The 23,315-nt window shown below is 64.2% G+C and carries 23 protein-coding genes and 1 pseudogene; 13 read left to right on the top strand and 11 right to left on the bottom strand.

The window, feature by feature from the left end; genetic code table 11:
- Positions 1-59 precede the first annotated feature (59 nt).
- The 4 genes from JWP83_RS27860 to JWP83_RS27845 are packed head-to-tail and all read left to right on the top strand — an operon-like array spanning position 60 to position 5,630.
- Positions 60-2,798, top strand: a complete 2,739-nt coding sequence (locus tag JWP83_RS27860; protein WP_297738062.1) for a helix-turn-helix transcriptional regulator — start codon at positions 60-62, stop codon at positions 2,796-2,798.
- Between the two features lie 15 nt (positions 2,799-2,813).
- Entirely contained in the window at positions 2,814-3,320 is a 507-nt protein-coding gene (locus tag JWP83_RS27855) for an SRPBCC family protein (RefSeq protein ID WP_297738060.1), read from the top strand.
- The gene (locus tag JWP83_RS27850) at positions 3,320-4,375 is read left to right on the top strand and encodes an LLM class flavin-dependent oxidoreductase (protein WP_297738058.1); all 1,056 of its coding nucleotides are present in this window, start codon (positions 3,320-3,322) and stop codon (positions 4,373-4,375) included. Before JWP83_RS27855 ends, JWP83_RS27850 begins: the two co-directional genes overlap by 1 nt.
- Before the next feature lie 16 nt (positions 4,376-4,391).
- Positions 4,392-5,630, top strand: coding sequence for a thiolase family protein (locus tag JWP83_RS27845; protein ID WP_297738056.1), 1,239 nt, complete (start codon positions 4,392-4,394; stop codon positions 5,628-5,630).
- A gap of 24 nt (positions 5,631-5,654) precedes the next feature.
- On the opposite strand, the gene JWP83_RS27840 is transcribed toward JWP83_RS27845, so the two are convergent.
- Positions 5,655-6,611 (bottom strand): quinone oxidoreductase, encoded by a 957-nt coding sequence (locus JWP83_RS27840; RefSeq protein WP_297738154.1) that lies wholly within the window; start codon positions 6,609-6,611, stop codon positions 5,655-5,657.
- A 181-nt stretch (positions 6,612-6,792) separates the two neighbouring features.
- On the opposite strand from JWP83_RS27840, the gene mdlC reads away from it, so the two are divergent.
- Both mdlC and JWP83_RS27830 read left to right on the top strand, forming a co-directional pair.
- On the top strand, positions 6,793-8,406 hold the full coding sequence (gene mdlC, locus JWP83_RS27835; protein ID WP_297738053.1) for a benzoylformate decarboxylase: 1,614 nt from the start codon (positions 6,793-6,795) through the stop codon (positions 8,404-8,406).
- A 34-nt stretch (positions 8,407-8,440) separates the two neighbouring features.
- Positions 8,441-8,836 (top strand): tautomerase family protein, encoded by a 396-nt coding sequence (locus tag JWP83_RS27830; RefSeq protein ID WP_297738051.1) that lies wholly within the window; start codon positions 8,441-8,443, stop codon positions 8,834-8,836.
- Positions 8,837-8,875: 39 nt separating this feature from the next.
- Here the strand turns inward: JWP83_RS27830 and JWP83_RS27825 are convergent, their stop codons facing one another.
- Entirely contained in the window at positions 8,876-10,060 is a 1,185-nt protein-coding gene (locus tag JWP83_RS27825; RefSeq protein ID WP_297738049.1) for a PrsW family intramembrane metalloprotease, read from the bottom strand.
- Complete coding sequence (locus JWP83_RS27820; RefSeq protein ID WP_297738047.1) at positions 10,057-10,728, bottom strand: hypothetical protein; 672 nt, start codon at positions 10,726-10,728, stop codon at positions 10,057-10,059. The genes JWP83_RS27825 and JWP83_RS27820 overlap by 4 nt, the downstream gene beginning before the upstream one ends.
- A 117-nt stretch (positions 10,729-10,845) precedes the next feature.
- On the opposite strand from JWP83_RS27820, the gene JWP83_RS27815 reads away from it, so the two are divergent.
- Entirely contained in the window at positions 10,846-10,974 is a 129-nt protein-coding gene (locus tag JWP83_RS27815) for a hypothetical protein (RefSeq protein ID WP_297738166.1), read from the top strand.
- Between the two features lie 68 nt (positions 10,975-11,042).
- Here the strand turns inward: JWP83_RS27815 and JWP83_RS27810 are convergent, their stop codons facing one another.
- Entirely contained in the window at positions 11,043-11,288 is a 246-nt protein-coding gene (locus JWP83_RS27810; protein WP_297738045.1) for a hypothetical protein, read from the bottom strand.
- Between the two features lie 8 nt (positions 11,289-11,296).
- Between JWP83_RS27810 and JWP83_RS27805 the strand changes: the two genes are divergently transcribed.
- From JWP83_RS27805 to JWP83_RS27785, 5 genes are all read left to right on the top strand, one after another.
- Entirely contained in the window at positions 11,297-11,656 is a 360-nt protein-coding gene (locus JWP83_RS27805; RefSeq protein ID WP_297738043.1) for a tautomerase family protein, read from the top strand.
- A gap of 86 nt (positions 11,657-11,742) precedes the next feature.
- Entirely contained in the window at positions 11,743-12,333 is a 591-nt protein-coding gene (locus tag JWP83_RS27800; RefSeq protein WP_297738041.1) for a TetR/AcrR family transcriptional regulator, read from the top strand.
- Between the two features lie 178 nt (positions 12,334-12,511).
- The gene (locus tag JWP83_RS27795; protein ID WP_297738039.1) at positions 12,512-13,504 is read left to right on the top strand and encodes a zinc-binding dehydrogenase; all 993 of its coding nucleotides are present in this window, start codon (positions 12,512-12,514) and stop codon (positions 13,502-13,504) included.
- Between the two features lie 28 nt (positions 13,505-13,532).
- Positions 13,533-14,150: an NAD(P)-binding domain-containing protein gene (locus JWP83_RS27790; protein ID WP_297738036.1), complete on the top strand. Its 618-nt coding sequence runs from the start codon at positions 13,533-13,535 to the stop codon at positions 14,148-14,150.
- 26 nt (positions 14,151-14,176) lie between these two features.
- On the top strand, positions 14,177-15,178 hold the full coding sequence (locus JWP83_RS27785) for a zinc-dependent alcohol dehydrogenase family protein (RefSeq protein WP_297738033.1): 1,002 nt from the start codon (positions 14,177-14,179) through the stop codon (positions 15,176-15,178).
- 521 nt (positions 15,179-15,699) lie between these two features.
- Here JWP83_RS27785 and sthA read toward each other — a convergent pair.
- The 7 genes and pseudogenes from sthA to JWP83_RS27755 form a co-directional block, all read right to left on the bottom strand.
- Positions 15,700-17,106: a Si-specific NAD(P)(+) transhydrogenase gene (gene sthA, locus JWP83_RS27780; RefSeq protein ID WP_297738151.1), complete on the bottom strand. Its 1,407-nt coding sequence runs from the start codon at positions 17,104-17,106 to the stop codon at positions 15,700-15,702.
- Between the two features lie 133 nt (positions 17,107-17,239).
- On the bottom strand, positions 17,240-17,719 hold the full coding sequence (locus tag JWP83_RS27775; RefSeq protein WP_297738030.1) for a DUF5078 domain-containing protein: 480 nt from the start codon (positions 17,717-17,719) through the stop codon (positions 17,240-17,242).
- A 55-nt stretch (positions 17,720-17,774) separates the two neighbouring features.
- A pseudogene (locus JWP83_RS27770) lies at positions 17,775-18,112 on the bottom strand (DUF732 domain-containing protein).
- The gene (locus JWP83_RS27765) at positions 18,109-21,012 is read right to left on the bottom strand and encodes an RND family transporter (protein ID WP_297738027.1); all 2,904 of its coding nucleotides are present in this window, start codon (positions 21,010-21,012) and stop codon (positions 18,109-18,111) included. Before JWP83_RS27765 ends, JWP83_RS27770 begins: the two are co-directional and overlap by 4 nt.
- Positions 21,009-21,449, bottom strand: coding sequence for an MmpS family transport accessory protein (locus JWP83_RS27760; protein WP_297738024.1), 441 nt, complete (start codon positions 21,447-21,449; stop codon positions 21,009-21,011). Before JWP83_RS27760 ends, JWP83_RS27765 begins: the two co-directional genes overlap by 4 nt.
- Positions 21,450-21,725 (bottom strand): MmpS family transport accessory protein, encoded by a 276-nt coding sequence (locus JWP83_RS31380; RefSeq protein ID WP_367185682.1) that lies wholly within the window; start codon positions 21,723-21,725, stop codon positions 21,450-21,452. It abuts the gene before it with no gap.
- A 398-nt stretch (positions 21,726-22,123) separates the two neighbouring features.
- Positions 22,124-22,816, bottom strand: coding sequence for an NAD(P)-binding domain-containing protein (locus JWP83_RS27755; RefSeq protein WP_297738022.1), 693 nt, complete (start codon positions 22,814-22,816; stop codon positions 22,124-22,126).
- A gap of 187 nt (positions 22,817-23,003) precedes the next feature.
- Here JWP83_RS27755 and JWP83_RS27750 point away from each other — a divergent pair.
- Positions 23,004-23,315, top strand: a 312-nt coding sequence (locus JWP83_RS27750) for a TetR/AcrR family transcriptional regulator (RefSeq protein WP_297738019.1), incomplete at its 3' end; no start/stop codon positions are given.

Here is a 23,315-nt window from a genome sequence, read left to right as displayed (position 1 = left end):
CGTCTCCCCCGGGGGGAGCAAACGTCGTCGCCACGCCGACGGGGTCGAAAGGGTGCCTGATGAGACCCTATGGGCCGGTGCGCGGCCGCGATCAGGAGCTGGCCAGAGCCCTCGGTATCGTCCGCCGCACCCGTGTGCACGGAGCCAGCGGGGTGGTGCTGATCACCGGTGAGCCCGGGATCGGTAAGACCGCGCTGCTGTCGGAGATCTGCCGTCAAGCAACCCACAGCCGCATCCGAGTCGCCCGAAGCAAATGCGACGAAATCGAGCAGGCCTCTCCTGGCGCACCGGTCATCGGGCTGCTGCGCACCGGACGGGATCCGCTTCTCACTGCAGCCGAATTCCACGACATCGCCGGGCTCGCCGGCGAGCCGCTGGTACTGGTCGATCGCACCGCCGAACACCTCGAGAGGTTAGCGGCTAGCCATCGCGTGATGATCGCCGTCGACGACGTGCAGTGGGCGGACCGGCTCAGCCGATATGCGTTGCGTTCTTTGATCTCTCGACTGGCCGGCAGGCCCGTGGTGTGGGTGCTGGCCGGTCGCGGCGACGACCCCGGTCTGACCGTCAGCGCCGCGGATACCGTTGGCGTCGAGCATATCCGGCTGGACCCGTTGCCGCGGAGCGTGATCGCCGAGATCGCCCGGGATCGCCTCGGGAACAGTGTTAGCAGTCGCATCGACGAGGTACTTGACGCCACCGGCGGTAATCCGTTGTGGGCCATTCAAATCATTGACAGCGCGGCCCATCGCGGCGAGACAGGCCGCGATGATGAAATTCCGGCTGAGTTTCGCACCGCCGTGTATCAACGGCTGGCCGACGTGTCGAGCAGCGGACGGGAAATCATCGAAGCCATCGCCACCGCCGGGCGCGCGGTACCAATCAGCGAACTGCCCAGGCTGTGCGACACGACGCCGGGACAACGGCACAACGACCCCATCGCCTCGGCGATCTCGACGGGGTTGCTGTTGTCCACCGGCGTCGAACTGAGCTTCGGTCACGACCTCGTCAGGCAGGCCGTCTACGAAGTTGTCTCCCCGGAGAAACGGCGCCACCTTCATGCGCGATTGGCACGACACCTCGTGGAATCCGCGATAGATCCGGTGCTGGCTGCCACCCACGCGCGCGCGGCCGCGGTCGTCGGTGACGAATCCAACGCCCGGATCATGATTGCCGGTGCAGAGGCACTGGTCACCACGAGCGCTGTCGACGCCGCCGGGCTTGCGCTGCAAGCATTCCGGACGATGCGTCCCGGTCATCCACACTGGTTGGAGCTGGGCGAACGAGCGGTGTCGGTGCTGTCGCGCGCACAGCGCGCCAACGACACGATCGCGGTGGCCGACCGGCTGCTAGCCACCATCGACGATGTCGACACGATTGGCCGGATCCAAATCCACGCCGTGAAAGCGCTGTGGCTCAACGGACGCTTCTCGGACCTGAACGATCGCGCCGAGCGCACTCTCGCCCTGACCACCGGGCGGCGCGATCTGGCCGCGCGCTTTGAGGCGACGCGCGCCTTGGCGGCCACCCGTACCGTGGGCGCGGACGCGGCTGCCGAGCAGGCTGATGCCGCGCTGTCGCAAGCAAGGGCATCACACGACGGTGATGCGCTCGCCTTGGCATTGCAGGCTGCCGGTGAAGCCGCCCACGCTCAGCGCCGACATCAGCTGGCGCTGAAGCATTTCCGTGAACTGCGATCTGTGACTGGGAATTCCTACCTCGCCGAGGAGATCATGGAGCTGCAACTTCTCGATCGCTACCACGACGCCCAAATACTCCTCGATGCCGCAGCCGAGGATAGCCACGGCAAGGCTGAATCGTTGGTGCCCGACCTGTTGTTTGCCCAAGCCAAACAGCACTACAACCTCGGCCAGCTGCGCGAGGCTGATCAGCTCGCAGAGGCCGTCGTCGAACTCGGGCAGGTAATAGGCACCACCGTGCACGTCGTGGAGGGCACCCTGATACGCGCTTTCAGTGCGTTGCTACGCGGCGAGGCGGCGTTGGCCGCGCAACGACTCGGGCTGGCTGTCGACCTCACGGGCGGACAGGCCAGCGGCCACCCTGGGGTGACATTCACGCAGGGCTGGCTAGCGGCGCTCCAGGGTGACCTCGACGGTAGCCGCCAAACGCTGTCGCGGCTGCTCGCGGCGCCTTACCCGTCACGCAGCTACTGGGCGTGGTGGCCCTGCTGGATGACGATCCTCTTTGAAGTTGGAATGGCATGCGGTGCAGCAGATTTTGCCGAGCGTACCATTGAGATTGCCGAAGAAGGCGCGCAGCGCAACCCCGACGTCGCCACGCTGACCGGGTTGGCATTGAACATGCGTGGGCTGTTCAACCGCGACATGGCCATGGTGGCCGAGTCGGTAAAAGTCTTACAGCACAGTCCGCGACGTGGATTGCGGGCCGCAGGGACGGAAGGCTACGGCACCATGCTGCTGGAAGCCGGCCAACGCGACGCTGCCCTGCAGCAACTGGACGCCGCCTGGGACGTCTACGACCGCATGGGTGCGTTTGCGCGCAGGGCAACGGTTCAACGCGTCATGAGGCAAGCGGGCGTCCGGCGCGCAAAGTGGGTCAGCGATCACGGCGGGTCGCAGCCTCAGTCACTGACCGAGCGCGAACGGCGGGTGGTGTATTTGATCGCCGACGGCTGCACCGACAAATCCGCTGCCAAAGCGCTTGGCATATCAGTGAATACGGTAGGTACCCACCTTCGTTCGGCATATTCGAAGCTCGGGGTCCAGTCGCGGGTGCAGTTGGCCAATGCACTACGCGAACGTGGTGAACTGAACTAACGGAGGTAGCGGACGGTGGAGTGGACAGGTGTGCGCTACGCGGATAAACCGACCGTGCAGGTGCAGACGTGGATCGGTGCGTCACCGCGGCGGGTGTGGGAGTTCGTGTCCGACATCGAGCTGATGCCGACGATGAGCCAGGAACTGCAATCGATCGAATGGCTCGACGGAGCCACCGAGCCCGCGGTCGGGGCCAAGTTCGTCGGACGCAGCAAGCACGAAGCGCTGGGCGAATGGGCAACCACATCGCACGTGATCGAGTGCGAGCCCGAGCGGGTGTTCGCCTGGGCCGTCGAAGACCCGGCGAACCCGACCGCGATCTGGCGTTTCCGGCTTGAGCCCAAGAACGGTGGAACGGAGTTGTCGGAGTGGATGCAGATGGGTCCCGCGCGCTCCGGGCTGTCGTTCGCGATCGATCGCATACCGGAAAAGGAACAGAAGATCGTGTTCGTACGGATGCGCGAGTTCGAACAGAACATGACCGCCACCCTGGCCCACATCAAGAAACTGGCTGAAGACTAATGCGCACCGCCACGACGGTTGAGGCCGCCAGCTTCGATCGCTGGTCGCAGCAACGAGACTTCGCCGTCGAAGCCGAGAAGCTGGGGCTGGACGTGTTGTGGGTAGCCGAGGCCTGGGGGTCGGATGCGCCGTCGGCGCTGGGCTACTACGCGGCATGTACCGATCACATTCTGCTCGGTTCCGGGGTCATTCAAGTCGGGACTCGAACGCCAGTTGCGGTGGCGCAGGCCGCGATCACGCTGTCGAACCTGTCCGGCGGACGGTTTCTGCTCGGCCTCGGTGCGTCCGGTCCACAGGTCATCGAAGGGCTGCACGGGGTTTCGTTTGCGCGCCCCCTGTCTCGTCTTAGGGAAACGGTCGATATCGTGCGCCAAGTGGTTGATGGCGGGAAGATCTCGTACCAGGGTCGCGAGTTCCAGATTCCCTGGCCCGCCGGGGATGCCGTTCCGATGAAGTTGTCGATGCGCGCGGAACACCAGATCCCGATCTACCTCGCGACGCTGTCGCCGGCCATGCTGCGGTTGACCGGCGAAATCGCCGAAGGTTGGCTTGGCACCAGTTTCGTGCCCGAAGGCGCCGACGCCGCCTACTTCATCTATTTGGAGGAAGGGCTGGCCCGCGCCGGGCGCAGCCGCGACGACCTCGATATCTGTCAGGGCGCTGAGGTGGCCTTCGCGTCCGATGAGGATGCTTTGCGGCTCATGGTCGGTAGCCGCAAGAAGGAACTCGCCTTCAGCCTGGGAGGGATGGGGTCGGCGTCGACCAACTTCTACAACCAGGCCTATAGCCGTCAGGGCTGGGCAGACGTCGCTGCCGAGGTTCGTGAGCGCTGGCAGTCGGGCGCCCGCGAGGGCGCGGTGGACCTGGTGACCGACGACATGGTTCTGGCCACCACATTGATCGGCACTGAATCCATGGTGCGGCAACGGTTGTCGGTCTGGCGCGATGCCGGTGTTGACACCGTCCGGCTCTATCCGGCGGGCGACACCGTCGACGCCCGGCTGTCCACCTTGGGCAGGGCGATCGAGATCGTGCGTGAAATCAGTTCTCAGTGATATTTGGGAGTCGACGATGACAGAGGCGTTTGTGCTCGGCGGTGTGCGCACCCCATTTACCCGATACGGCGGTTCGCTATCGCATATCCGGCTCGACGATCTGCTCGGGTTGGCGATGACGGGCGCGTGTGAACGCGTCGGCGTCGAGCGGGACCAGATCGAGGACGTCGTCGCAGGCTGCGTCAACCCAGCGCACGAGGGGCTGGGGGACGTGGCGCGCTGGGCGGCGCTGGCGGCCGGATTCCCCGACAGCGTCGCCGGAGCGACGATCAACCGGTTCTGCGCGTCGTCGTTGAGCGCGACCGTCCAGTTGGCCCATGCCATCAAGGCGGGCGACCTGGGTGTGGGCATCGCGTGCGGGGTGGAGTCGATGTCGCGTTCCGGGTGGGCATACATGAAGGGCGACGCGCCGTTTTCCCCACGCGGACCGGTGATTCTGCTCGACACCATGTGGGCGGGTGCTGGCGGCCCGCCGAATCCAAAACTGTTGGGGCGCAACGCCTACATTTCCATGATCGAGACCGCGCAGAACGTGGCCGATCGCTACGGTCTGACGCGAGAGGAGATCGATGCCTTCGCGCTACGCTCGCAGCAACACGCCAGGGCCGCCCGTGATTCGGGGCGACTCGCCAAAGAGATCATGCCGGTGCCGATCGCGGCGACGAAAAAAACGCCGGCGCGCAAGGTCGAGCACGACGAGTTCATCCGCGACGACACCACCGCCGAGCAGCTGGCGGCGTTGCCGGTACAAGCCGGCACCACCCAGATGACCGCTGCCAACTCCACACCACTCAGCGACGGCGCCAGTGCGGTCGTGCTTGCGTCGGCGGAGCGCGCCGCTGAGCTCGGCGTCAATCCGTTGGCGCGCGTGGTGTCCTCAGCCGTGTACGCGCTCGACCCGCTGATCATGGGGCTGGCCCCGGCGTGGGCGTTGCCGCTGGCGATCAAGCGGGCCGGCCTGACGCCCGAGCAGATCGACGTGTGGGAAGTCCACGAGGCATTCAGCGCGCAGGCTCTCGGCGTGCTTCGGGAACTTCCAAATCAGCTCGGCGGCTTCACCATTCCCGACAACAAGCTCACACCCAATGGTGGGGCGGTGGCCATCGGGCATCCGTTCGGCGCTACCGGCTCCCGCTACGTGCTGACACTGGCGACCGAACTGCGCGAACGCCACGCGCGCTATGGCGCTATCGGGGTGTGCATCGGCTCCGGACAAGCCGTCGCCGTCGTCCTGGAAAACCCCGATGCCGCTTAGCGCGAGTTAGGGCGTGAGCACGACCTAGCCGACCCTCTTGCGGCCCTGAAGGTCGCGGTGGGCTTGGGCCGCGTCCGCGAGCGGGTAGCGCGCGCTTACGGTGACCGTGATGGCGCCGGCGGCGATCGCGTGGAACAGTTGGCTTGTGCGCCAGGTGAACTCGTCGCGTGTGCGCATGAAATGCGGCCGCGACGGGCGGGTCAGATACACCGAGCCCGCCGCGTTGAGGCGCTGGGGGTCCACCGGGGGCACCGGTCCGCTGGCCGCTCGGAACAGCACAAGCTTGCCGCAGACCGCCAGGCTGGCGAGGCTGGCGTCGAACGTGGACTTTCCGACGCCGTCGTAGACAGCGGGGACGCCTTCGCCGCCGGTGAGCTCGCGCACGCTTGCCCCGAACTGGTCAGGGTCATCGGGATAGTCGAGCACCTCCGCCGCGCCGGCCCGGCGGGACAGCTGCGCCTTGTGCGCCGTAGAGGCCGTCGTGATGACCCGGACCCCGACGCTGGTCGCCCACTGCGTCAGTATCAGCTCCACCCCACCGGCCCCCGCATACAGCAAGACTATGTCGCCAGGCTGCACGGGATACACCGACTTGATTAGCAAGTGGGCCGTCATACCCTTGAGGATGGTCGCCGCGGCGACGTCGGCAGCCACCGCATCCGGCACCGACGCCACGACATCGGCTGGGGCGACACAGTATTCGGCGTAGGCGCCGACGGCATCCGCAGTCGCGACCCTGGAACCCGGGCGCAACGCGGTCACGCCGTCTCCTACCGCGGCGACGGTGCCGGCAACTTCGGCGCCGAGGACGAACGGCAGTTCATGCGGATACAGCCCCGACCGGAAATACGTGTCGACAAAGTTGATGCCGATCGCCTCGGCTTTGATCAACACCTCGCCGGGCCCGGGGGAGGGCCGCGGCTTTTCGACGTAAGAAAGGACCTCCGGACCGCCGGTTTGCTCGACCTCTATCGCGTACACGTCCAAGCATTCCAACACGACGAACGCTCGGCGGACATTGTGATCGGCCACAGCGACCGGTAGGCACGGTTGTCACACGAGACATCGACAAGACGACCACCTAGGACGAGGCTGAAACCCGAGCGCGTCGGCGCACCGCACGCGGCGAAGGCTCGACAAACACGGAAGGACCGGCAGGACGATGACAATCGCGAAAACCGTCCACGAGGTGACCTACGACCTGCTGCGTGAGCTCGGGCTGACGACGGTTTTCGGCAACCCCGGCTCTACTGAGCAGACGTTCTTGAAGAACTTCCCCGACGACTTCACCTACGTCCTCGGACTGCAGGAGGCATCGGTGCTGGCCATGGCCGACGGGTTCGCGCAGTCCACCGGCGAGCCCACCCTGGTCAATGTGCACACCGCTGCGGGGATGGGTAACGCGATGGGCAACCTGGTGGCGGCGTATAAGGGCAACACCCCGCTGATCGTCACGGCCGGTCAGCAGACCCGCGAAATGGTGTTGTGTGAACCGTATCTGACTAACAAGGACGAAACCGTGTTTCCGCAGCCGTGGGTGAAGTGGGCGTACGAACCCAAGCGCGCCGAGGACGTGCCGGCCGCGTTTATGCGCGCCTACGCGATGGCGATACAGCCGCCGGCCGGCCCGGTGTTTTTGTCCATCCCGCTTGACGACTGGGAGAAACCGGCGTTGGGCCCTGCGGTGGTACGCACGGTGAGCCATCGTGTCGCCCCGGACCCCGAGCGGCTGCGCGGATTCGCTAAGCGCATCAATGGTGCGCAGCGGCCCATGGTGGTCTTCGGCCCTGAAGTGGATCGCAGTGGCGCCTGGGATGCCGGCGTGGCCTTCGCGGAGAAGGTCGGCGCACCGGTGTACGGCAGTCCGCTTCCCGACCGGGCGTCGTTCCCGGAGGATCACCGTCTGTATCAGGGGCAGATACCGATGACCATTGCCGGTGTCACCGAGATCATGCGCGGGCACGACCTCGTCGTCGTGGTCGGGGCGCAGGTCTTCCGCTACTACCCTTACGTGGCCGGCGAGTACCTGCCCGAGGGCACCGAACTGCTGCAGATCACCGCCGATCCGGGGCTGGCTGCTGCGGCGCCGGTGGGTGACAGCATGCTCGGGGACACGCTGCTGGCGCTGGAGCAGCTGGTGGACCTGGTCGATGATCACAGCGACCGGTCGGTGCCGGCTGCACAGGCGCCGACTCCCGCCGTTGACATGACCGGGTCGGCACCGCTCACGCCGGACGCGGTGTGGTCGACGTTGAGCACCGTGAAGCCCGCCGATTCGCCGGTGGTCACCGAATCCACGTCCACGATGGCCCAACAACTGCGATTCCTGCCCACCACCCGCCCGGCTTCGTTTTTCGCCACTGCCAGCGGCGGTATCGGCTGGGGGTTGCCCGCCGCGGTGGGCGTCGCGCTGGGGGACCGCGCCCGTGGTGTCAAGCGCCACGTCCTTGCGACCATCGGCGACGGATCGTTCCAATACTCGGTGCAAGCGGTCTATACGGCCGTCCAACACCGCCTGCCGGTCGTGTTCGTGGTGATGCGCAACGGGGAATACTCGATCCTCAAGTCGTTTGCGAAGCTGGAGAAGTGCCCCGGCGTGCCGGGAATGGACTTGCCGGGCCTCGATATCGCCTCCATCGCAGCGGGTTTCGGGTGCCGCACCGTCAACGTCGACAGCACAGAAAAGCTCGCCCACGAATTCACCGCCGCGCTGAGCGCCGACGGGCCCACCGTCATTGTGGTGCCGACCAAACCGCAGGCCGCACACCTGGGCTGACGCCGCCGGCTCATCGTCTATTCAAGGAGCGGCCATGCCGGTCTATACCTACACGACGACAACAGCGACGCTGACTGCCGACATCAAGCGCGCGTTGGCCCACGAGATAAGCCGTATCCATGCCGAGATCAATCACGTGCCCAGCACCTATGTCAACGTCGTTTTCCACGAGCTGCCCGCCGGCGGAATCTACACCGATGGTGTACCCGCGAATCCGGTGCTGATTAACGGCTGGGTGCGATCCGGTCACCCAGAAGACAAAACCACCCGTCTCGCAACGGAAATCGCAGCCGCCGTTTCCCGGATCGCCAATATTCACGCCGACCGGGTTCTTATGGTGATCCAAAACAGCCCGGCGAGTGGCGCGGTCGAAGGCGGCCGAATCCTGCCTGAACCAGGCCAAGAGCAGGCCTGGTTCGCGGCGGAATGACTGGTAGAGCGGCGAAAGGTCGCGGTCTTAGTCGCCGGCTCACCATGGTGACGGGACGCCCGCACGGATTCTGGCTACTTCCGAGCGGGCGAAGCGTACCCGGTCGGTGTCGGCGCCGCGGGCGGTAGCCAGCTCCTCCGCGAGGGCATACGCAGCGTTGAGGACGTAGCGGGCGCGTTTGCGCTCACTGCGTTTACGGCTGGCTTTGAGATAAGCCTTGCGGGCCTTGCGATTACCGGCTATCGCGTCGAGTTCGGCCGCGGTGATGACGTTGCGGGCCTCTTCTGGGGCCATGACGTCGCGGACGAAGTCCTGTTCCCGTTTCACGGTCAACTTGTAAACCCGCACAACGATTGCGAGCGCTACGACGATTGTCGCGATGAGCAGCCCGAACAACTTCAGCGTACTCGGGCCGGCGACAGTGCCCACCGAGTCCCATGTCCCGTGCAGCAGCATCGGTATCGCGATGAGAAGCAAACCCCGCCCGACTTTGCGTGGCTCGGCGGGTCGGCCAAGCAGATAGATCAGACCGGCGCCGAAGATCGCGCTATAAATGATGTGCGCGGCGACCCCACTGACCATCCGAAGCACGATGGTGCCTATCGACGCCCCAATTTGGTTCGCGCCAAACTGGGTGCCGGCCGACGTCATCGCGTAGGTGATGTCTTCGACGATTTGGAATCCCAGACCGATGAACGCGCCCAGGATGAACCCGTCGAACGCGGTTCTTACGTGCCGTGGTGCCAACGCGATGAGCAGCAGCAGACCCGAACCTTTCGCCCATTCTTCGGTGAACGGGGCGGCCAGGCCGGGGCCCCAATTCAGCGCCCACACCTGACCAAAGGTCTTGCCGTATAAGGCGAGGATCGCGTCGTTGGCGTTAGCCGCCATCGCACTGGTCGCAGCGAAGCCGCCCCACAAAAACGCAACGACCATGAGTTTGGCGGGCAGTTTGGCGTAGTGGTCGATGTGCTGGGTGAACCACCAGAACAGCCCGGCGTAGATGGCGAATGACGTCACCGCCAGCCCGATCGCCTCGCCGTAAGCGTCGTACTCGCGGGCGAGCTTGGAGACGAAGGCCAAGAACCCGATCCCGACCAGCAGCAGATATCCCCAGAACGCAAAGTTGCGTGGCTGGTAGAAGAGGAACCTCCTGCCCCAGCCGGAGAGGTCGAGCGCTACATCGCGTGCATGATCGAGGTCGGAAAGCGTGGTCGTTGTCACCGCTTCCCCTCTCCGGTTTGGCTGATGCTGCGGATCATCCGCAAAACCGCGGCCGTGGACTCGGCGCCGACATCAGACGGTCCGGTCGCCACGGCTTCAACTCCTCGTTCCCCGAATACGAACGCGGCGATGATGCCGGCGGTGTGCGGTCCGGTGACCAGCACTCGCGCACCCTGCTTTCCTTGATCGGTGACGATGGTGGTCGGTACACCGGTCACGTGGACGCCGCGGCCGCGGTTGAGGGCTTCGGAGGTCGTCTCGATCTGGTCGAGCAGTTGGTTGGCGTCTCCGTGGAATTGTCCGGTGTGGACCGTGAATTTCACGGCGCCCTTCTCGACGGTCGCGGTCGCCGGGTACTGACCGGACAACGGAGCGTGGCCGGCGCGGACACCCGAGGTGATGCCCCAGCCGGGCTCCGGTACGAACGTCACGTCGCCTTCGAGCTGTAAGACATCGCCGGCTTTGACGATGTCATGGTAGGGCACTTTCGCGTTGACGACGGGCAACACCACCGACATCACGAACGCCAACGCGAACACCGCAAGCGTCGGGCGGATGGTACGCCGATCCAGACCAAACCATCGCTCGTCAGCGGGCACCCAGCGTTCGTCGGGTTCGAATCTCGGTGGCGGAGCCACGGAGACCATGGAGGTTTCGGGATCGGCCATATCCTGCCCCACCAACCCTTCTGCCGCTTTGCAACGTTTCCCGCGTCGGGGTTCGAGAATAACGATGCTAGGGGGACGCGATACCAGAATAGGACGATTCGTCGTAGGCTGCGGGCCATGGCGATCGACCGTTTTGCGCTCGCGGCAGGCAGCATCCGATTTGCCTCGGGCATCTCGTTTCTCGTCGGCCCCCTCCCTGCGAACCGGAGTCTGGCAGCGGTGTTTGCACACCAGGCACGCAATTGACGTTCGCGAAGTGAACGCAAGCCCACGTACTGGCGATGGAAAGCGTTCCGGTGGCGGACGGAGGCGGGTTAACTCGCTGGCGGTGGCAGGAACTTGTGGTCGATGAGCGACTGCAGCGCGGTGCGGAATGCGTGCTCGGTGTCGATCGTTTCGGTGAACCCGGCCTGGCGCAGTTTGATGGTGCTCACAAATGCCCGGGGCCCTTCGGGTGCGCCGTAGGCGAACGCGAAGTCCGCGTGCTGGTCACCGTGACCGACCAGTTGGCGCAAGCTCAGCCGACGAAGACCGTACTTGGCGACAATGCCGTCCCACACGTCGGACGTTGTCCGCTCAGACCAAGCAGGCGCTCGCGGGAGAGATCGGCACCATCCACTCGGCGATCAATCACGTGCCTAGCACCTACGTCAACGTGGTGTTTCACGAACTGCCGCCCGAGAGCGTCTACACCGACGGCGTCCCCGCCAGTCCGGTGCTCGTCAGCGGCTGGATACGCGAGGGCCACCCGAAAGCCGAGACCACTCGCCTTGCCACCGAAATCGCCGCCACCGTGACCCGGGTGACGGGCGTCCCCTCCGAGCGGGTGCTCGTGGTTTTTCAGAGCAGTCCGGCCAGTTTCGCCATCGAAGGCGGGCGCGTCCTACCCGAGCGCGGCGAGGAAGCGGCCTGGATCGCCGGCAGCTGAGGAGGCAGAACGTCGCATCGAAAACCTATACAGCGGCCGCGAGCCAGTTTTTGAATGAATAGTTAAGAACTTGTTATCATGGCGCTATGGCTCGACCGCGCAAATTCGTTGAGGATCAAGTTATCGAGGCAGCCCGCGATCAGTTTTGGGCCCATGGATATGCCGGAACATCGCTCGATGACCTCGTCGCGGTGACCGGCCTGGGGCGGGGAAGTCTCTATGGCGCTTTCGGCGATAAGCACACCATATTCATGCGGGCTCTTGACGAATACTCCGTAATGACGATGGCCGCCGTGCGTGCCGAGCTTCGGGACTCGGCCGAGTCCGCCTACGATCGGTTGGTTGGCCACATCCGCAGCATGGCGCGAGCCAACGCCACAGATTCAAAGCGGCGCGGCTGCCTGACGGCTAAGAGTGCCGCCGAACTCGCGGCCACCGACAAGGCGGTAGCCCGCCGCGTCAGGCGCTTCCTTGATACGTACCAAACCGAGCTCGCCGAGACCATCGCAGCCGCCCAGCGTGAAGGCCACCTCGATGCTGCGGTGGATTCACGCGATTTGGCGGCGCTCGTGCTGGCGTTACTGCGAGGCATGGAGGCGCTGCGCAAGGGCGAAGCGTCGAGCGCCACGATCACCAGCGCAGCCGAACAGGCCATCGCGTTGCTGCCCGGCGCGTAGAGCGGAGCGGATCGGTCTGCGTAGTGAGTGCTCACGCAATTATTGACTAATCATTCCATAATGCGTTAAGGTGAGGTCTGACTACGGTCAGCGGCCGGGGCCGAAAGCATACGGCGTTGTGCGGCAACGACCCGCGCCCAGCGGCTGATCCTGGCGCCCAACACAAGGAGCCCACCTCATGAGCCTGGCGATTACCTACCGCCGCTCAGGCGACCCGACAGAAATACTCGAGGTCACCGATGTCGGAGAACCTCGTCCGCCGGAGCGCGGTCAACTGCAGGTACGGGTGAGCGCGTTCCCGATCCACCCCGGCGACCTGATGGCCATATCTGCTTCGCAGACACCAGGCCGTGAGCTGATCGCCGGAATCGAAGCCACCGGAGTGGTCACCGAAGTCGGCGCCGGGGTTACCGGCTTCGGCCCAGGTACCCGGGTCAGCTTCTTCCCCCACCAAGGCGCGTGGCGCCAAGTCGCCAATGTCGACGCCGCGATCGCGGTCCCCGTGCCCGACCCGGTGCCGGACGAGGTTGCCGCCCAGATGTTGTGCAACCCCATCACCGCGCTGATGCTGCGCCGCGCCGCGCAGCAGCACTTCGGTGTCGGATTCGACGCGGTGGTGCTTAACAACGCCGCGGCTTCGTCGGTGGGCCGACTGTTCACCGCCATCGCCGAAGATCACCAGATCGCCACGATCAGCATCGTGCGCAGTGAGCAACGCGCCCAACAGCTTCGGGACCGCTTCCCCACGGTGCCGGTGGTTTCCACCTCCGACCGGGGCTGGGGCGAACAGGTGCGCACGGCCGCTGCCGGCCGACCGATATCGGTCGCCCTCGACCCTGTCGGCGGCGCCACGGCGGGCGACCTGCTGCATGCGCTGTCCCCCGGTGGCACCCTGATCATCTACGGCGACCTGACCCAAGAACCGATTCCATTGCATGCCGCCACGGTCCTGCACTCGGCGCTCGCCATCCGCGGGCTCACGATCAACCGGTGGCTCACCGCCCTTTCACCCGAGCAACGCGCCTCCGATGTAGCCAGCGCGGTCACGATCACCACGGGCCTGCCGCAGCACTTTGACGTCGCAGCCGTTTATCCACTGGACCGAATCGCCGACGCCGTGCGCGACGTCACGCAGCCCGGCAAGGTCGGCACCGTCGTCGTCAAAGCATGAAACATGCAGTGCTGCAACCAAGAGAGGCATGACCATGTTTACTAACGTCGGGTTCATCGGCGCGGGGCCGCTCACCCAGGCGCTGGCGCACCACCTGGTGGCCGCAAGGGTACCGGTGCTCATCAGCAACAGCCGGGGCCCGGACAGCCTGACCGAACTGGTTGCTGGACTCGGTGATCCAGCCCAAGCCGTTACTGTCGAGCAAGCGGCCAGAGCTAACGTCGTGATTTTGGCCCTGCCGTTCCTGCGGGTATCTGAACTTGCCGATATCGTTCCGGATTGGAGCGGGCGGATCGTGGTTGACGCGACCAACCAATTCGCCGAATATGCACCGGTTTACCGCGGCTATGCCGACCTCGGCGACGAAACCGGCAGCGAATGGGTCGCCCGCCACCTCCCGGGTGCGACGGTCATCAAGGCGTTCAACGCGATGTACGCCAGCTACCTAGGGGCCGACCCGCGCCACGACGACGGCCGCCAGGTCGTGTTCTACGCCGGCGACGACAACACTGCCTGTGCGGATTTCGAACAGCTGATCAGCGGACTGGGCTTCGCGCCGGTATACGTGGGCCCCCTGCGCGACGGCGGTAAATTGATGCAACTCGGCGGGCCCCTGAGCACGCTGCACGTCATCAAACAGGATTGATCCCAACGCATGTCGAAGGACCCGCCATGCGCAAACTCCAGATCACTGCCATCGGCGAACCCGCCGATGTCCTGGCACTCGTCGAGTTCCAGGCACCCGCCCCAGGTCCCGGCCAAGTGCTCGTCGAGGTGCAGGCCGCCACCATCAATGCCTCGGACTTCCTCTACGTCAGCGGTCAGTACTTCATTAACCCGCAGCCCCCATCCGACGTCGGCGCCGAAGGCGTCGGTCGGGTCGTGGCCGTCGGCCCCGGCGAGAACGAGTCACTGCTCGGTTCGCGAGTGCTACTGCTGCCGACTTACCGCCACGGCACCTGGGCCACCCATCTGATCGCCGACACCACGGATATCGTCGTCGTACCCGATGATATCGACACCGTTCAGCTGGCGATGGTTGGGATCAACCCGATGACCGTGCTGCGGATGCTGCGTGACTACGGCAATCCGGAGGTGCCCGACCGCTGGATCGGCCAGACGGCGGGCAACTCGGCGGTCGGGGAGTATCTGATCAAATTGGCGCGGCGGTTCGGTTGGAAAACCATCAGCGTGGTCCGGCGCGAGGCCGCAGCCGCGCAGGTGCGCAGCTGGGGCGGGGATGGGGTCGTCATCGACGATGATAATCTCGAATTCAATCTGGCCGAAGCGCTGGGTGACACCGAGCTCGACGTCGTCGACGCCGTCGGCGGCGCCGCAGCGCGGCGACTCGTTCACCATCTACGCTTCGGCGGGACATCGGTGTCTTATGCGTTTCTATCGGGGCAGACCGCCTCAGCCGACATACTCGATCTGATCGGCCGCCAGGTGACCTGGACCGGATTCTGGCTGGTCAACTGGCTGCGCCGCACCGACACCGCGCTGGTGCACGGCGCCTATCGCGATCTGGTGGCGCTGGTCGCCGACGGCACGCTTAGCGCACGCGTGGACCGCACTATGCGGCTGGAGGACTGGAAAGACGCCCTGAGCTTCGCCCAGGGCGACACGGGTCGGGAGGGCAAAGTCGTGTTCGTCTTCGATGAGCAACCCTCGTGACCGACGCCGACGTGCCGCGAAAACGCGGCGGATTTCTGTGAATCGTGGCGCTGCGAAAGCGATTGACCTCAGACACGAATAGGGCGTTGGTGTTCACCTCTGCACTACCTTAGCTGGGGGATCCGGGCGCATAAGCCGCTGTACTCAAGCGCTGGCGTGTTCGCCCGGCGCGATTCCCACTCGCGGTCGCTCCATCCCGCGTGCCATTCGCGGTGTTCCAGATACGCCACGCAGGGTAGGCAAGGACACCGCGGGGGCGGTGATTCCTTCGGCGCGCCCACGAGGACCCGGCTCAGTAGTGCAACCCACCGATGTTCCTCCCGGCGCACACCCGTCGCCGTCGCAGCGCCGAGGCCACCTCTGCCTCGGTGATAAGGACCGTGGTGACAGAAGCCTGGTCCTGCGTCTGAACGCTGTTCCGCTGCAATGCGTCTGGCGGGCCGTAATGGGCGTCTCAGGTGGTCCTGTGATTTCGATCGGCAGTTCTCAACCTCCATATTTCGATGCGCGCCGAATCGGCATCAGGCGCGGAACCGGCTGAGCGTGCGCATCTTGTTCATCACGTCCAACGCGGCGACCTTGTAGGCCTCGGCGAACGTCGGGTAATTGAATACTGCATCCGCCAGATACTCGAGCGTGCCGCCACTCCCCATCACCGCCTGTCCGATGTGCACGAGTTCGGTGGCATTGGTGCCGACGATGTGCACACCCAGCAGCTTCAGGTCGTAGGGGGACACCAGCAGTTTGAGCATGCCGTGGGAGGCGCCCGAGATCTGGCCGCGGGCCAGTTCCCGGTAGCGGGACACGCCGACCTCGTAGGCGATCGAGGCGTTGGTGAGTTCGACTTCGGTGGCGCCGACGTAGGACACCTCCGGGATCGTGTAGATGCCGATCGGCTGCAACTCGATCATCCCGGTCGTCGGCTCGCCGAAGGCGTGGTAGGCGGCGAGCCGACCTTGTTCCATCGACGTAGCAGCCAGCGCCGGGAACCCGATCACATCGCCGACGGCATAGATGTGGTCGACCTTGGTACGGAACTCGCCGTCGACGAAAACCCTTCCGCGGCTGTCGGTTTCCACCCCGGCGTTGGCCAGGTCCAGATGGTCGGTCTGGCCCTGCCGACCAGCTGAGTACATCACCGCCTCGGCGGGGATCTGCTTGCCGCTGGCCAGGGTGGTGACAGTGCCGGAGGTGCCGACGTCGACGGCGGTCACCTCCTCGCCGAACCGGAACGTGACCGCCAGCTCGCGCATGTGAAACTGAAGGGCCTCAACGATCTCGGGATCACAGAAATTCAGCATGCAGTGGCGTTTTTCGACGACGGTCACCCTGGTGCCGAGAGCGGCGAACATCGACGCATACTCGATTCCAATAACGCCCGCGCCGACGACCACCATGGATGCCGGAACGAACTTCAGGTTGAGAATCCCGTCGGAGTCCAGCACCCGCTGTTCGTCGAACTCGACGCCCGGTGGTCGCGCCGGCTTGGTACCGGTCGAGATGACGATGTAGCGCCCGCTGACGGCGACCCGTTCGCGACGGTGCTGGTCCTCGACCAGCACGGTGTGCTCGTCGATAAAGCGGCCGTGGCCGGTGTAGAGCCAGATGCGGTTGCGGATCAGCTGCGAGCGCACCACTTCCTGCTCCTTGCCAATGACGTGCTGGGTGCGGGCGAACAGGTCGGCGGGGGTGATTTGTTCTTTGACTCGGTAACTCGCGCCGTAGAGTTCGCGCTGGGTGATGCCAGTCAGGTAGAGCACCGCCTCGCGCAGCGTCTTTGACGGGATGGTGCCGGTGTTGGTGCACACGCCGCCCAGCATCCCGTCGCGTTCGATGACCGCCACCGTTTTGCCCAATTTGGCTGCGGCGATGGCGGCCTTCTGCCCGCCGGGACCTGAACCGATAACGACAAGGTCGTACTCCCGCATGGACGGGTGCATGTGCGTCTCCTTTGCGGCGCTCGGAGATGTATTACGTGTGGGGCTGATTGGCGTAGCGGGTATCGACGTCAGCACGCGCCGGTACGACTAAAGTAATTGCAGGGGAGTGGTTTTCGGTTCGTCATCGGGCGGTTGACCAGTCCCATACGGATTGGTCATCGGGTGGGTAGTCGGCGCAGTGGTCGGTTTCTTTGGCGGTAACGCCCTTGTTGTTGAAGAAGATCTTCGCCCAGTTGGGCCATGCGGCCGTCATGGGATCGGCAAAGTTGGTGACCATTTGTTCGGAGTAGGCTCTGCGATCGGCAGGGTTGAGCGAATAGAAGTCGCGCGCACTGTCGATGGCGGCGTGTTGAACCTGGGGCGATTTGTCGTGCTCGTCGACCATGTAGCGTTCATAGGAGATCGGCGTGAAATCGCGTGCGGCGGCGAGGATCTGCTCGGCGGTGCAGGTGGTGACGATCATCCGGTGGGGGATCGGGTAATCGTCGGTGGAGTCGGCGGCCGCGGTGCCGGGCAACACCGATAACGCGACCGTGGCGGACAGCGCGGCGATCCCGGCGCGCCGAACCCAACGCGCTCGCGAGCGCCTGGGTGGGTTCATGGGTATCTTCTCTTTCTCAATGCAGCGGGTTGGCGTCGCGGATTGGGCTGCACCATCATTGGTGACGTGCCGCGGCCGCGGTCAGGATCGGCACCTGGTCGGGGCAGTAGGTGCCAATTGCGGCCGCCAGGAATTGGTAGCTTTGCCCGGGCGTGGTATCGCGTGGCAGGTTGACCAACGTGAAGTGGGCGGACTTGTCGGCAGTGGTGTCTGGGCCGTTGTGCAGTCGCTCGCAGGTGATCTTGCCCAGCCACGCGTTGTAGTCGAGGGGCTATAGATGCCATACCCGTGGAGCTGATTGTTTAAATCGGCATCCGGGTCGGCGTGGGCCGGCGCGGCGACAGCGACCGCCGCCGTGACCAGTGCCGGCACTGAGAGCTTCGCTAATCTCATTGCGGTCCTTGGTGACTCGTCGCACCCACGCGGAGCGGCTGGGTCATGGCCGTGCCGTCGGTCGGCTGCTGAGTGCGGGGCGGCTTGCGGTCGCCGCGGGGGTAGATGACTTGCGGCCACCAGAACCAGCGTCCCAGCAGGGTGGCGATCGAGGGCATCAGCAGCGTGCGGACGATGAGCGTGTCGAGCAGCAGTCCGATGGCGATGGTGGAACCCAGCTGAGCGACAATGATCAGACTGCTTCCGAGCATGGAGGCCATGGTGACGGCGAACACCAGGCCCGCAGAGGTCACCACGCCACCCGTGCCGCCCATGGACCGGATCATTCCGGTCTTGAGTCCGGCGTGGATCTCGTCCCTGATCCGGGAGACCAGCAGCAGGTTGTAGTCAGATCCGACCGCCAACAGGATGATGACCGACATCAACATCACCAGCCATTCGATTTTCATGCCGAAAAGGTCCTGCCAGATGAGCACCGAGAGCCCGAATGATGCCGCAATGGAACTGGCCGCGGTGCCGACGATCACGGCCGCAGCGACCAGGGCTCGGGTGAGGATCAGCATGATCATGAAGATCAGGGTGAGCGAGGACACCACCACGATCATGAGGTCGTATTTGGCGCCGTCGGCCATGTCCGCGTAGGTGGCGGCGGTGCCGCCAAGGTAAATTTTGGCGTCGGACAGGGAGGACATTTTCAGCCCTTCCAGGGCGGCTTTTCTCTCCGCGCCGACACGCGCGGTTCCTTCCGGGGTCATCGGATCATCCTGGTGGGTGATGAAGGCGCGAGCGGACTTGCCGTCCGGCGATAGGAACATCTTCAGCCCCCGCTGGAACTCGGGGTTGTCGAAGGCCTCCGGAGGCAGGTAGAAGAGGTCACCGTTCTTGGCGGTGTCGAAACTTTGCCCCATCACGATCGCGGTCTGATTGTTCGCCGCATTTTCGTTCTGTATTGCCGACATGGTGCTTAACGTCGCCAGCATCAATCCCCGGGTGGTCTTCAGGGTGTCGATCATCGGCGGTAGCAGCGCGACCGTTTGCGGCAGAAGGAAATCCAGTTTTTGCGTGTCTTGGTTGACAGTGTGCAGCTTGTCGGTGAGCTGATCTATGCCGTCCAAGGCGTCGAATAACGACCTCAACGACCAGCAAACTGGAATATCGAAGCAGTGCTTCTCCCAGTAAAAGTAGGACCTGATCGGCCGATAGAAATCGTCGAAATCGGCAATGTGATCCCGCAATTCGTCGGTGATACCCGTGAGGTCGTTCGTGTTTTGAGCCAGGTCGTGAGTGGTGGCGTCGACCTGCTGCAGAAGGCCGTACATCTTCTGCAGGTTGCCGATCATGAATTGCATAGCGTCGGCCGTCTTCTGCAGATTAGCGAGGCTAGTTTGCTGGAATGGGTATTGCTGCATGGTGCTCTGGCCTCCCATGCTGTTCTGGAACGGTATCGAGCTGTGTTGAATCGGAATTCCCAGCGGCCGGGTGATGTCCTGGACCATGGCGATGCCCTCCGTGTTGAGGACGTTTCTGACCACCCTGTCCAGAACCAGCATGTCGGCCGGATTACGCATATCGTGGTTAGCCTCGACCATCAGGGTGTCCGGATTCATCCGGGCCTGCGTGAAATGGCGGTCGGCGGCGGCGTATCCGAGATTGGCCGGGGAACTGGCGGGTTGGTAGTAGCGATCGTTGTAGCTCGTGACATATCCGGGCAGGGCGACCATGCCGATCAGCACGACGATGGCACTGGCGACGACGATCGGTGCGGGCCAGCGGACCACCGCGGTACCCACCCGGCGCCACAGCCGACCGCGCGCCGCGCGCTTGGCTTCGAACAATCCGAAACGGCTGCCGACGAAAAGAACAGCCGGCCCCAGCGTGATCGCGGCCGCGACCAAAACGAGCATGCCGATCGCCACGGGCGCACCCATGGTGGAAAAGTAGGGCAGCCGCGCAAAGCTCAGACAGAACGTCGCCCCGGCAATCGTCAGGCCCGAGCCCACGATCACCGGAGTAACCGACCGAAAGGTGGTGTAGTAGGCGGTTTCACGATCCTCGCCGGCCCCACGCGCCTCTCGATACCGGCCGAAGATGAAGATCCCATAGTCCGTGGCCGCCGCGATCGCCAGCATAGTCAGGATATTCGATACGAATGTGGTGAGCCCGAAGATGTTGTTGTTGCCCAGAACCGCGACCACTCCCTGGGACGACATCAACCCGATTCCGGTCAGGAAAAGCTGGATCAGCGTGGTGACGATGGACCGGTAGACCAGCAGCAACATAAATGTGATCGCCACCAGAGTAAACAGCGTGATCTTCTTCAGGCTGGCGTTGCCGATGACGTGCTGATCAAACGCGAGCGCGGCAGGGCCGGTGACATAGCCCTTCACCCCGGGTGGGGCAGGCGTTGCTTCCACGGCGTTGCGGACAGCCTCGACGGATTTGTTCGCTTGTGTCGTCCCTTGGTTACCGCCGAGATTGATCATCACGTAGGCGGCCTTCGCGTCGGCGCTCTGAGCCCCGGCCGCCGTCAGCGGATCCCCCCAGAAGTCCTGAATGTGCTCAATATGCCGGGGATCCTGCTCTAGCTTGCCAATGATGCTGTCGTAGTACCGGTGCGCGTCCGGGCCGAGCGGGTGCTGGCCCTCGATCACGATCATCACCGTGCTGTTGGAATCGAATTCCTTGAAGTTATGGCCCATACGCCTCATCGCGATCATGGACGGCGCATCCTCGGGGGTCATCGGCGACGAATGCGCCTCCCCGACCACGTCCAACGAGGGGGCGATCGTATTCACGACGACCGTGATGGCGATCCAGCCCAGGATGATCGGCACCGCCAACACGCGCATGGTGTGGGCGAAGAACGGCCGCTTGGCGTGCGTCTCGCTCATCTCGGTCATGCAGACTTCACCAGGCAGAAGGTCTGCGCGTTAACCCCATCACTACTTTTTTGGTCCCGCACCGTCCCATCCACGGTGATACGACAGCCGATCTGGTCGCCATCGCCTTGCACCAGGATGTTGGCGCTGACCGCGGGTAACGTCGTGGAAATCGTGGTTGACCACGGCAGGGCTGCATCGACTTCGTGGGTGTTGGCGTCCGCGTCGAAGTAGTCGATCTTGGCGCTGGTCCCTGCCGGGCCGTACACGTCATAGACCACAATCTTGGGATTGAACTGCACGATCTCGATACCGGCGCCGGCACCGGCATTGAGGTCCTGGGAGCCAAAGATCTTGTGCAGCCGCATAACGATCAATCCCGAGACAGCCAACACGACCACCAGCACGAGCGGTATCCACACGCGTGCGGCCACGCCGGTAACTGGAATAGCCTTCACTTAAACACCTTTCGCTAACCGATCGTTAACACGCCGGTCGCCGGCATCTCTCGCTGGCTGTGACCAGCACCGCAAAGCTCCGGCAGCCACCCTGCCCGCCGGGCCGTAGACCTCACAGATCACGCGTTTGGGCTCGAAGCAGATGATCAAATCAGCGGCGCCGGAATCCGAAACGGACACGTATGAGCCGAACACTTCGCGAAGCCGCGAAACAGTAAATGCCCCAGCGGCCACCACGACCATCGGTACCCAAGCGTGTCGGAAAAGTCGGGTCATTGCGCTCCCACCTCAGGCCCGTCGGGATGCTGTGCACGGTGTCGGAGACGAACGGTTTCGGCCCGAACGTGGTCCGCCGCTCACCTGCCAGGCACGGTGCCGGCGTCCCCGCCGTCACAGTCGGTCCATCGCCCGAGACATCCGCGCCGCCTCGAAATAGGCAAGCTCACGGTGCGGGTAGAGCGGCGGGGGCTGCGTCAGCGCGGTGAGGATGCGGCCGAGTCCGCCCATCAGGGTTGTGTCCAGCCACCGGCGGCGGGTCGAGCCGACTGGTGCGGCCGCTGCGGTGCCAAATGCAACTTGGTAATCGGTAACCAGGACTGGTGCGTGCTTCCGTAGCGTGCAGGCGGCTGTCGGCGGGCCCGACTCGGTGTCTGAAGTTGCAAGAGGCGCGGGTGTCACGTGCGACATGGCAGTTCACTTGTGAATGGCCCCTTGTCGAGGGTCGTTTGCATGCCTTGTGGACTGAAGAGCCCCAGCAGGCCGGGGAACAGCCCTCCACTGGGATCGATGGGCGCAGAGTGTTCAAGTGCGCCAACTCGGATGGGCACGAAGCCGGTTTGAGTGATGATGTCGGCGGTGATCCACGCGGTGTCGTTGTCGTCGGTCGCGTATCCAACGGCCCACCTCCCGGGCTCTCGGCGACCCCGCAGCCATAGGGTCTCAGCGAGCTGGTGCGAGAAAGCGCGGGCCACTGATGATTTCGGGAACAACTCAGCGGTCACCGTTCCAGAAGTCTTACCGCCGAGATCCTTGATGGTCATCACGCCCCCGTCATGCCACAGGAACGGGTTGGAAGGATCGATGATTACCGCGCCGGCCAGCTGCTCGCGATAAACCTCGGCGAACGAGGCGACGGCCGCGTTCGGGATCGCCAGGATGGCGACTTCCGCACCGTCGATCGCTTCCTCGATCGTTCGGACCGGATAGTCGATATCGTCCCGCTGGTAGTCGGGCGGAGTGAAGGCGTCAGGCCGCCGCGCTCCAATGATTACGTTGTTGCCGGCCAGAATCAGGTGACCGGCCAACGCAGACCCGATCAATCCGCCGCCGACCACCGCGATCCGTCGGGACTGAGCGATTGTCACCATCCGTGCGCTCCTCGCGTAGGCTGACACAAAACGAAAAGTGTCAGGCGTAAGTATGGTGCGCGTGATCACCACCTGTCAAGTGGAGACAACGATTAGGTGACGCGCGATCATGTTCCACCGGACACCTGACGTAACTAGTAACATTGGCTTCATGCCTGGAGGATCACGCACTCAGCCAACGGCACCCATGAGCACCGACGATGCACGCGAGCGCATTCTGGGCGCCGCCGAACGCTGCATCGATCGCCATGGGATCCGCAAGACCACGATGGACGACATCGCGTCCGAGGTCGGTCTGTCGCGGCCCAACGTCTACCGCTACTTTGTCGATCGTGACGATCTGCTCATCGAGCTGATCACACGCCACGCGCGGGCGTTGGTCGACCGGACGCGCAAGTCCATCTCCCGGCAGAGCAACCTTCCGGATCAGATCGTCGAGAGTGTCCTCTACACCGCCGAACACGCCCGCCGAGACCCCCTGACAAGACACGTCATCGAC

The sequence above is a fragment of the Mycobacterium sp. genome (genome assembly GCF_025965855.1).
In the GTDB taxonomy this organism is placed as follows: domain Bacteria; phylum Actinomycetota; class Actinomycetes; order Mycobacteriales; family Mycobacteriaceae; genus Mycobacterium.
This window is presented reverse-complemented; position numbering and strand designations above follow the sequence as displayed.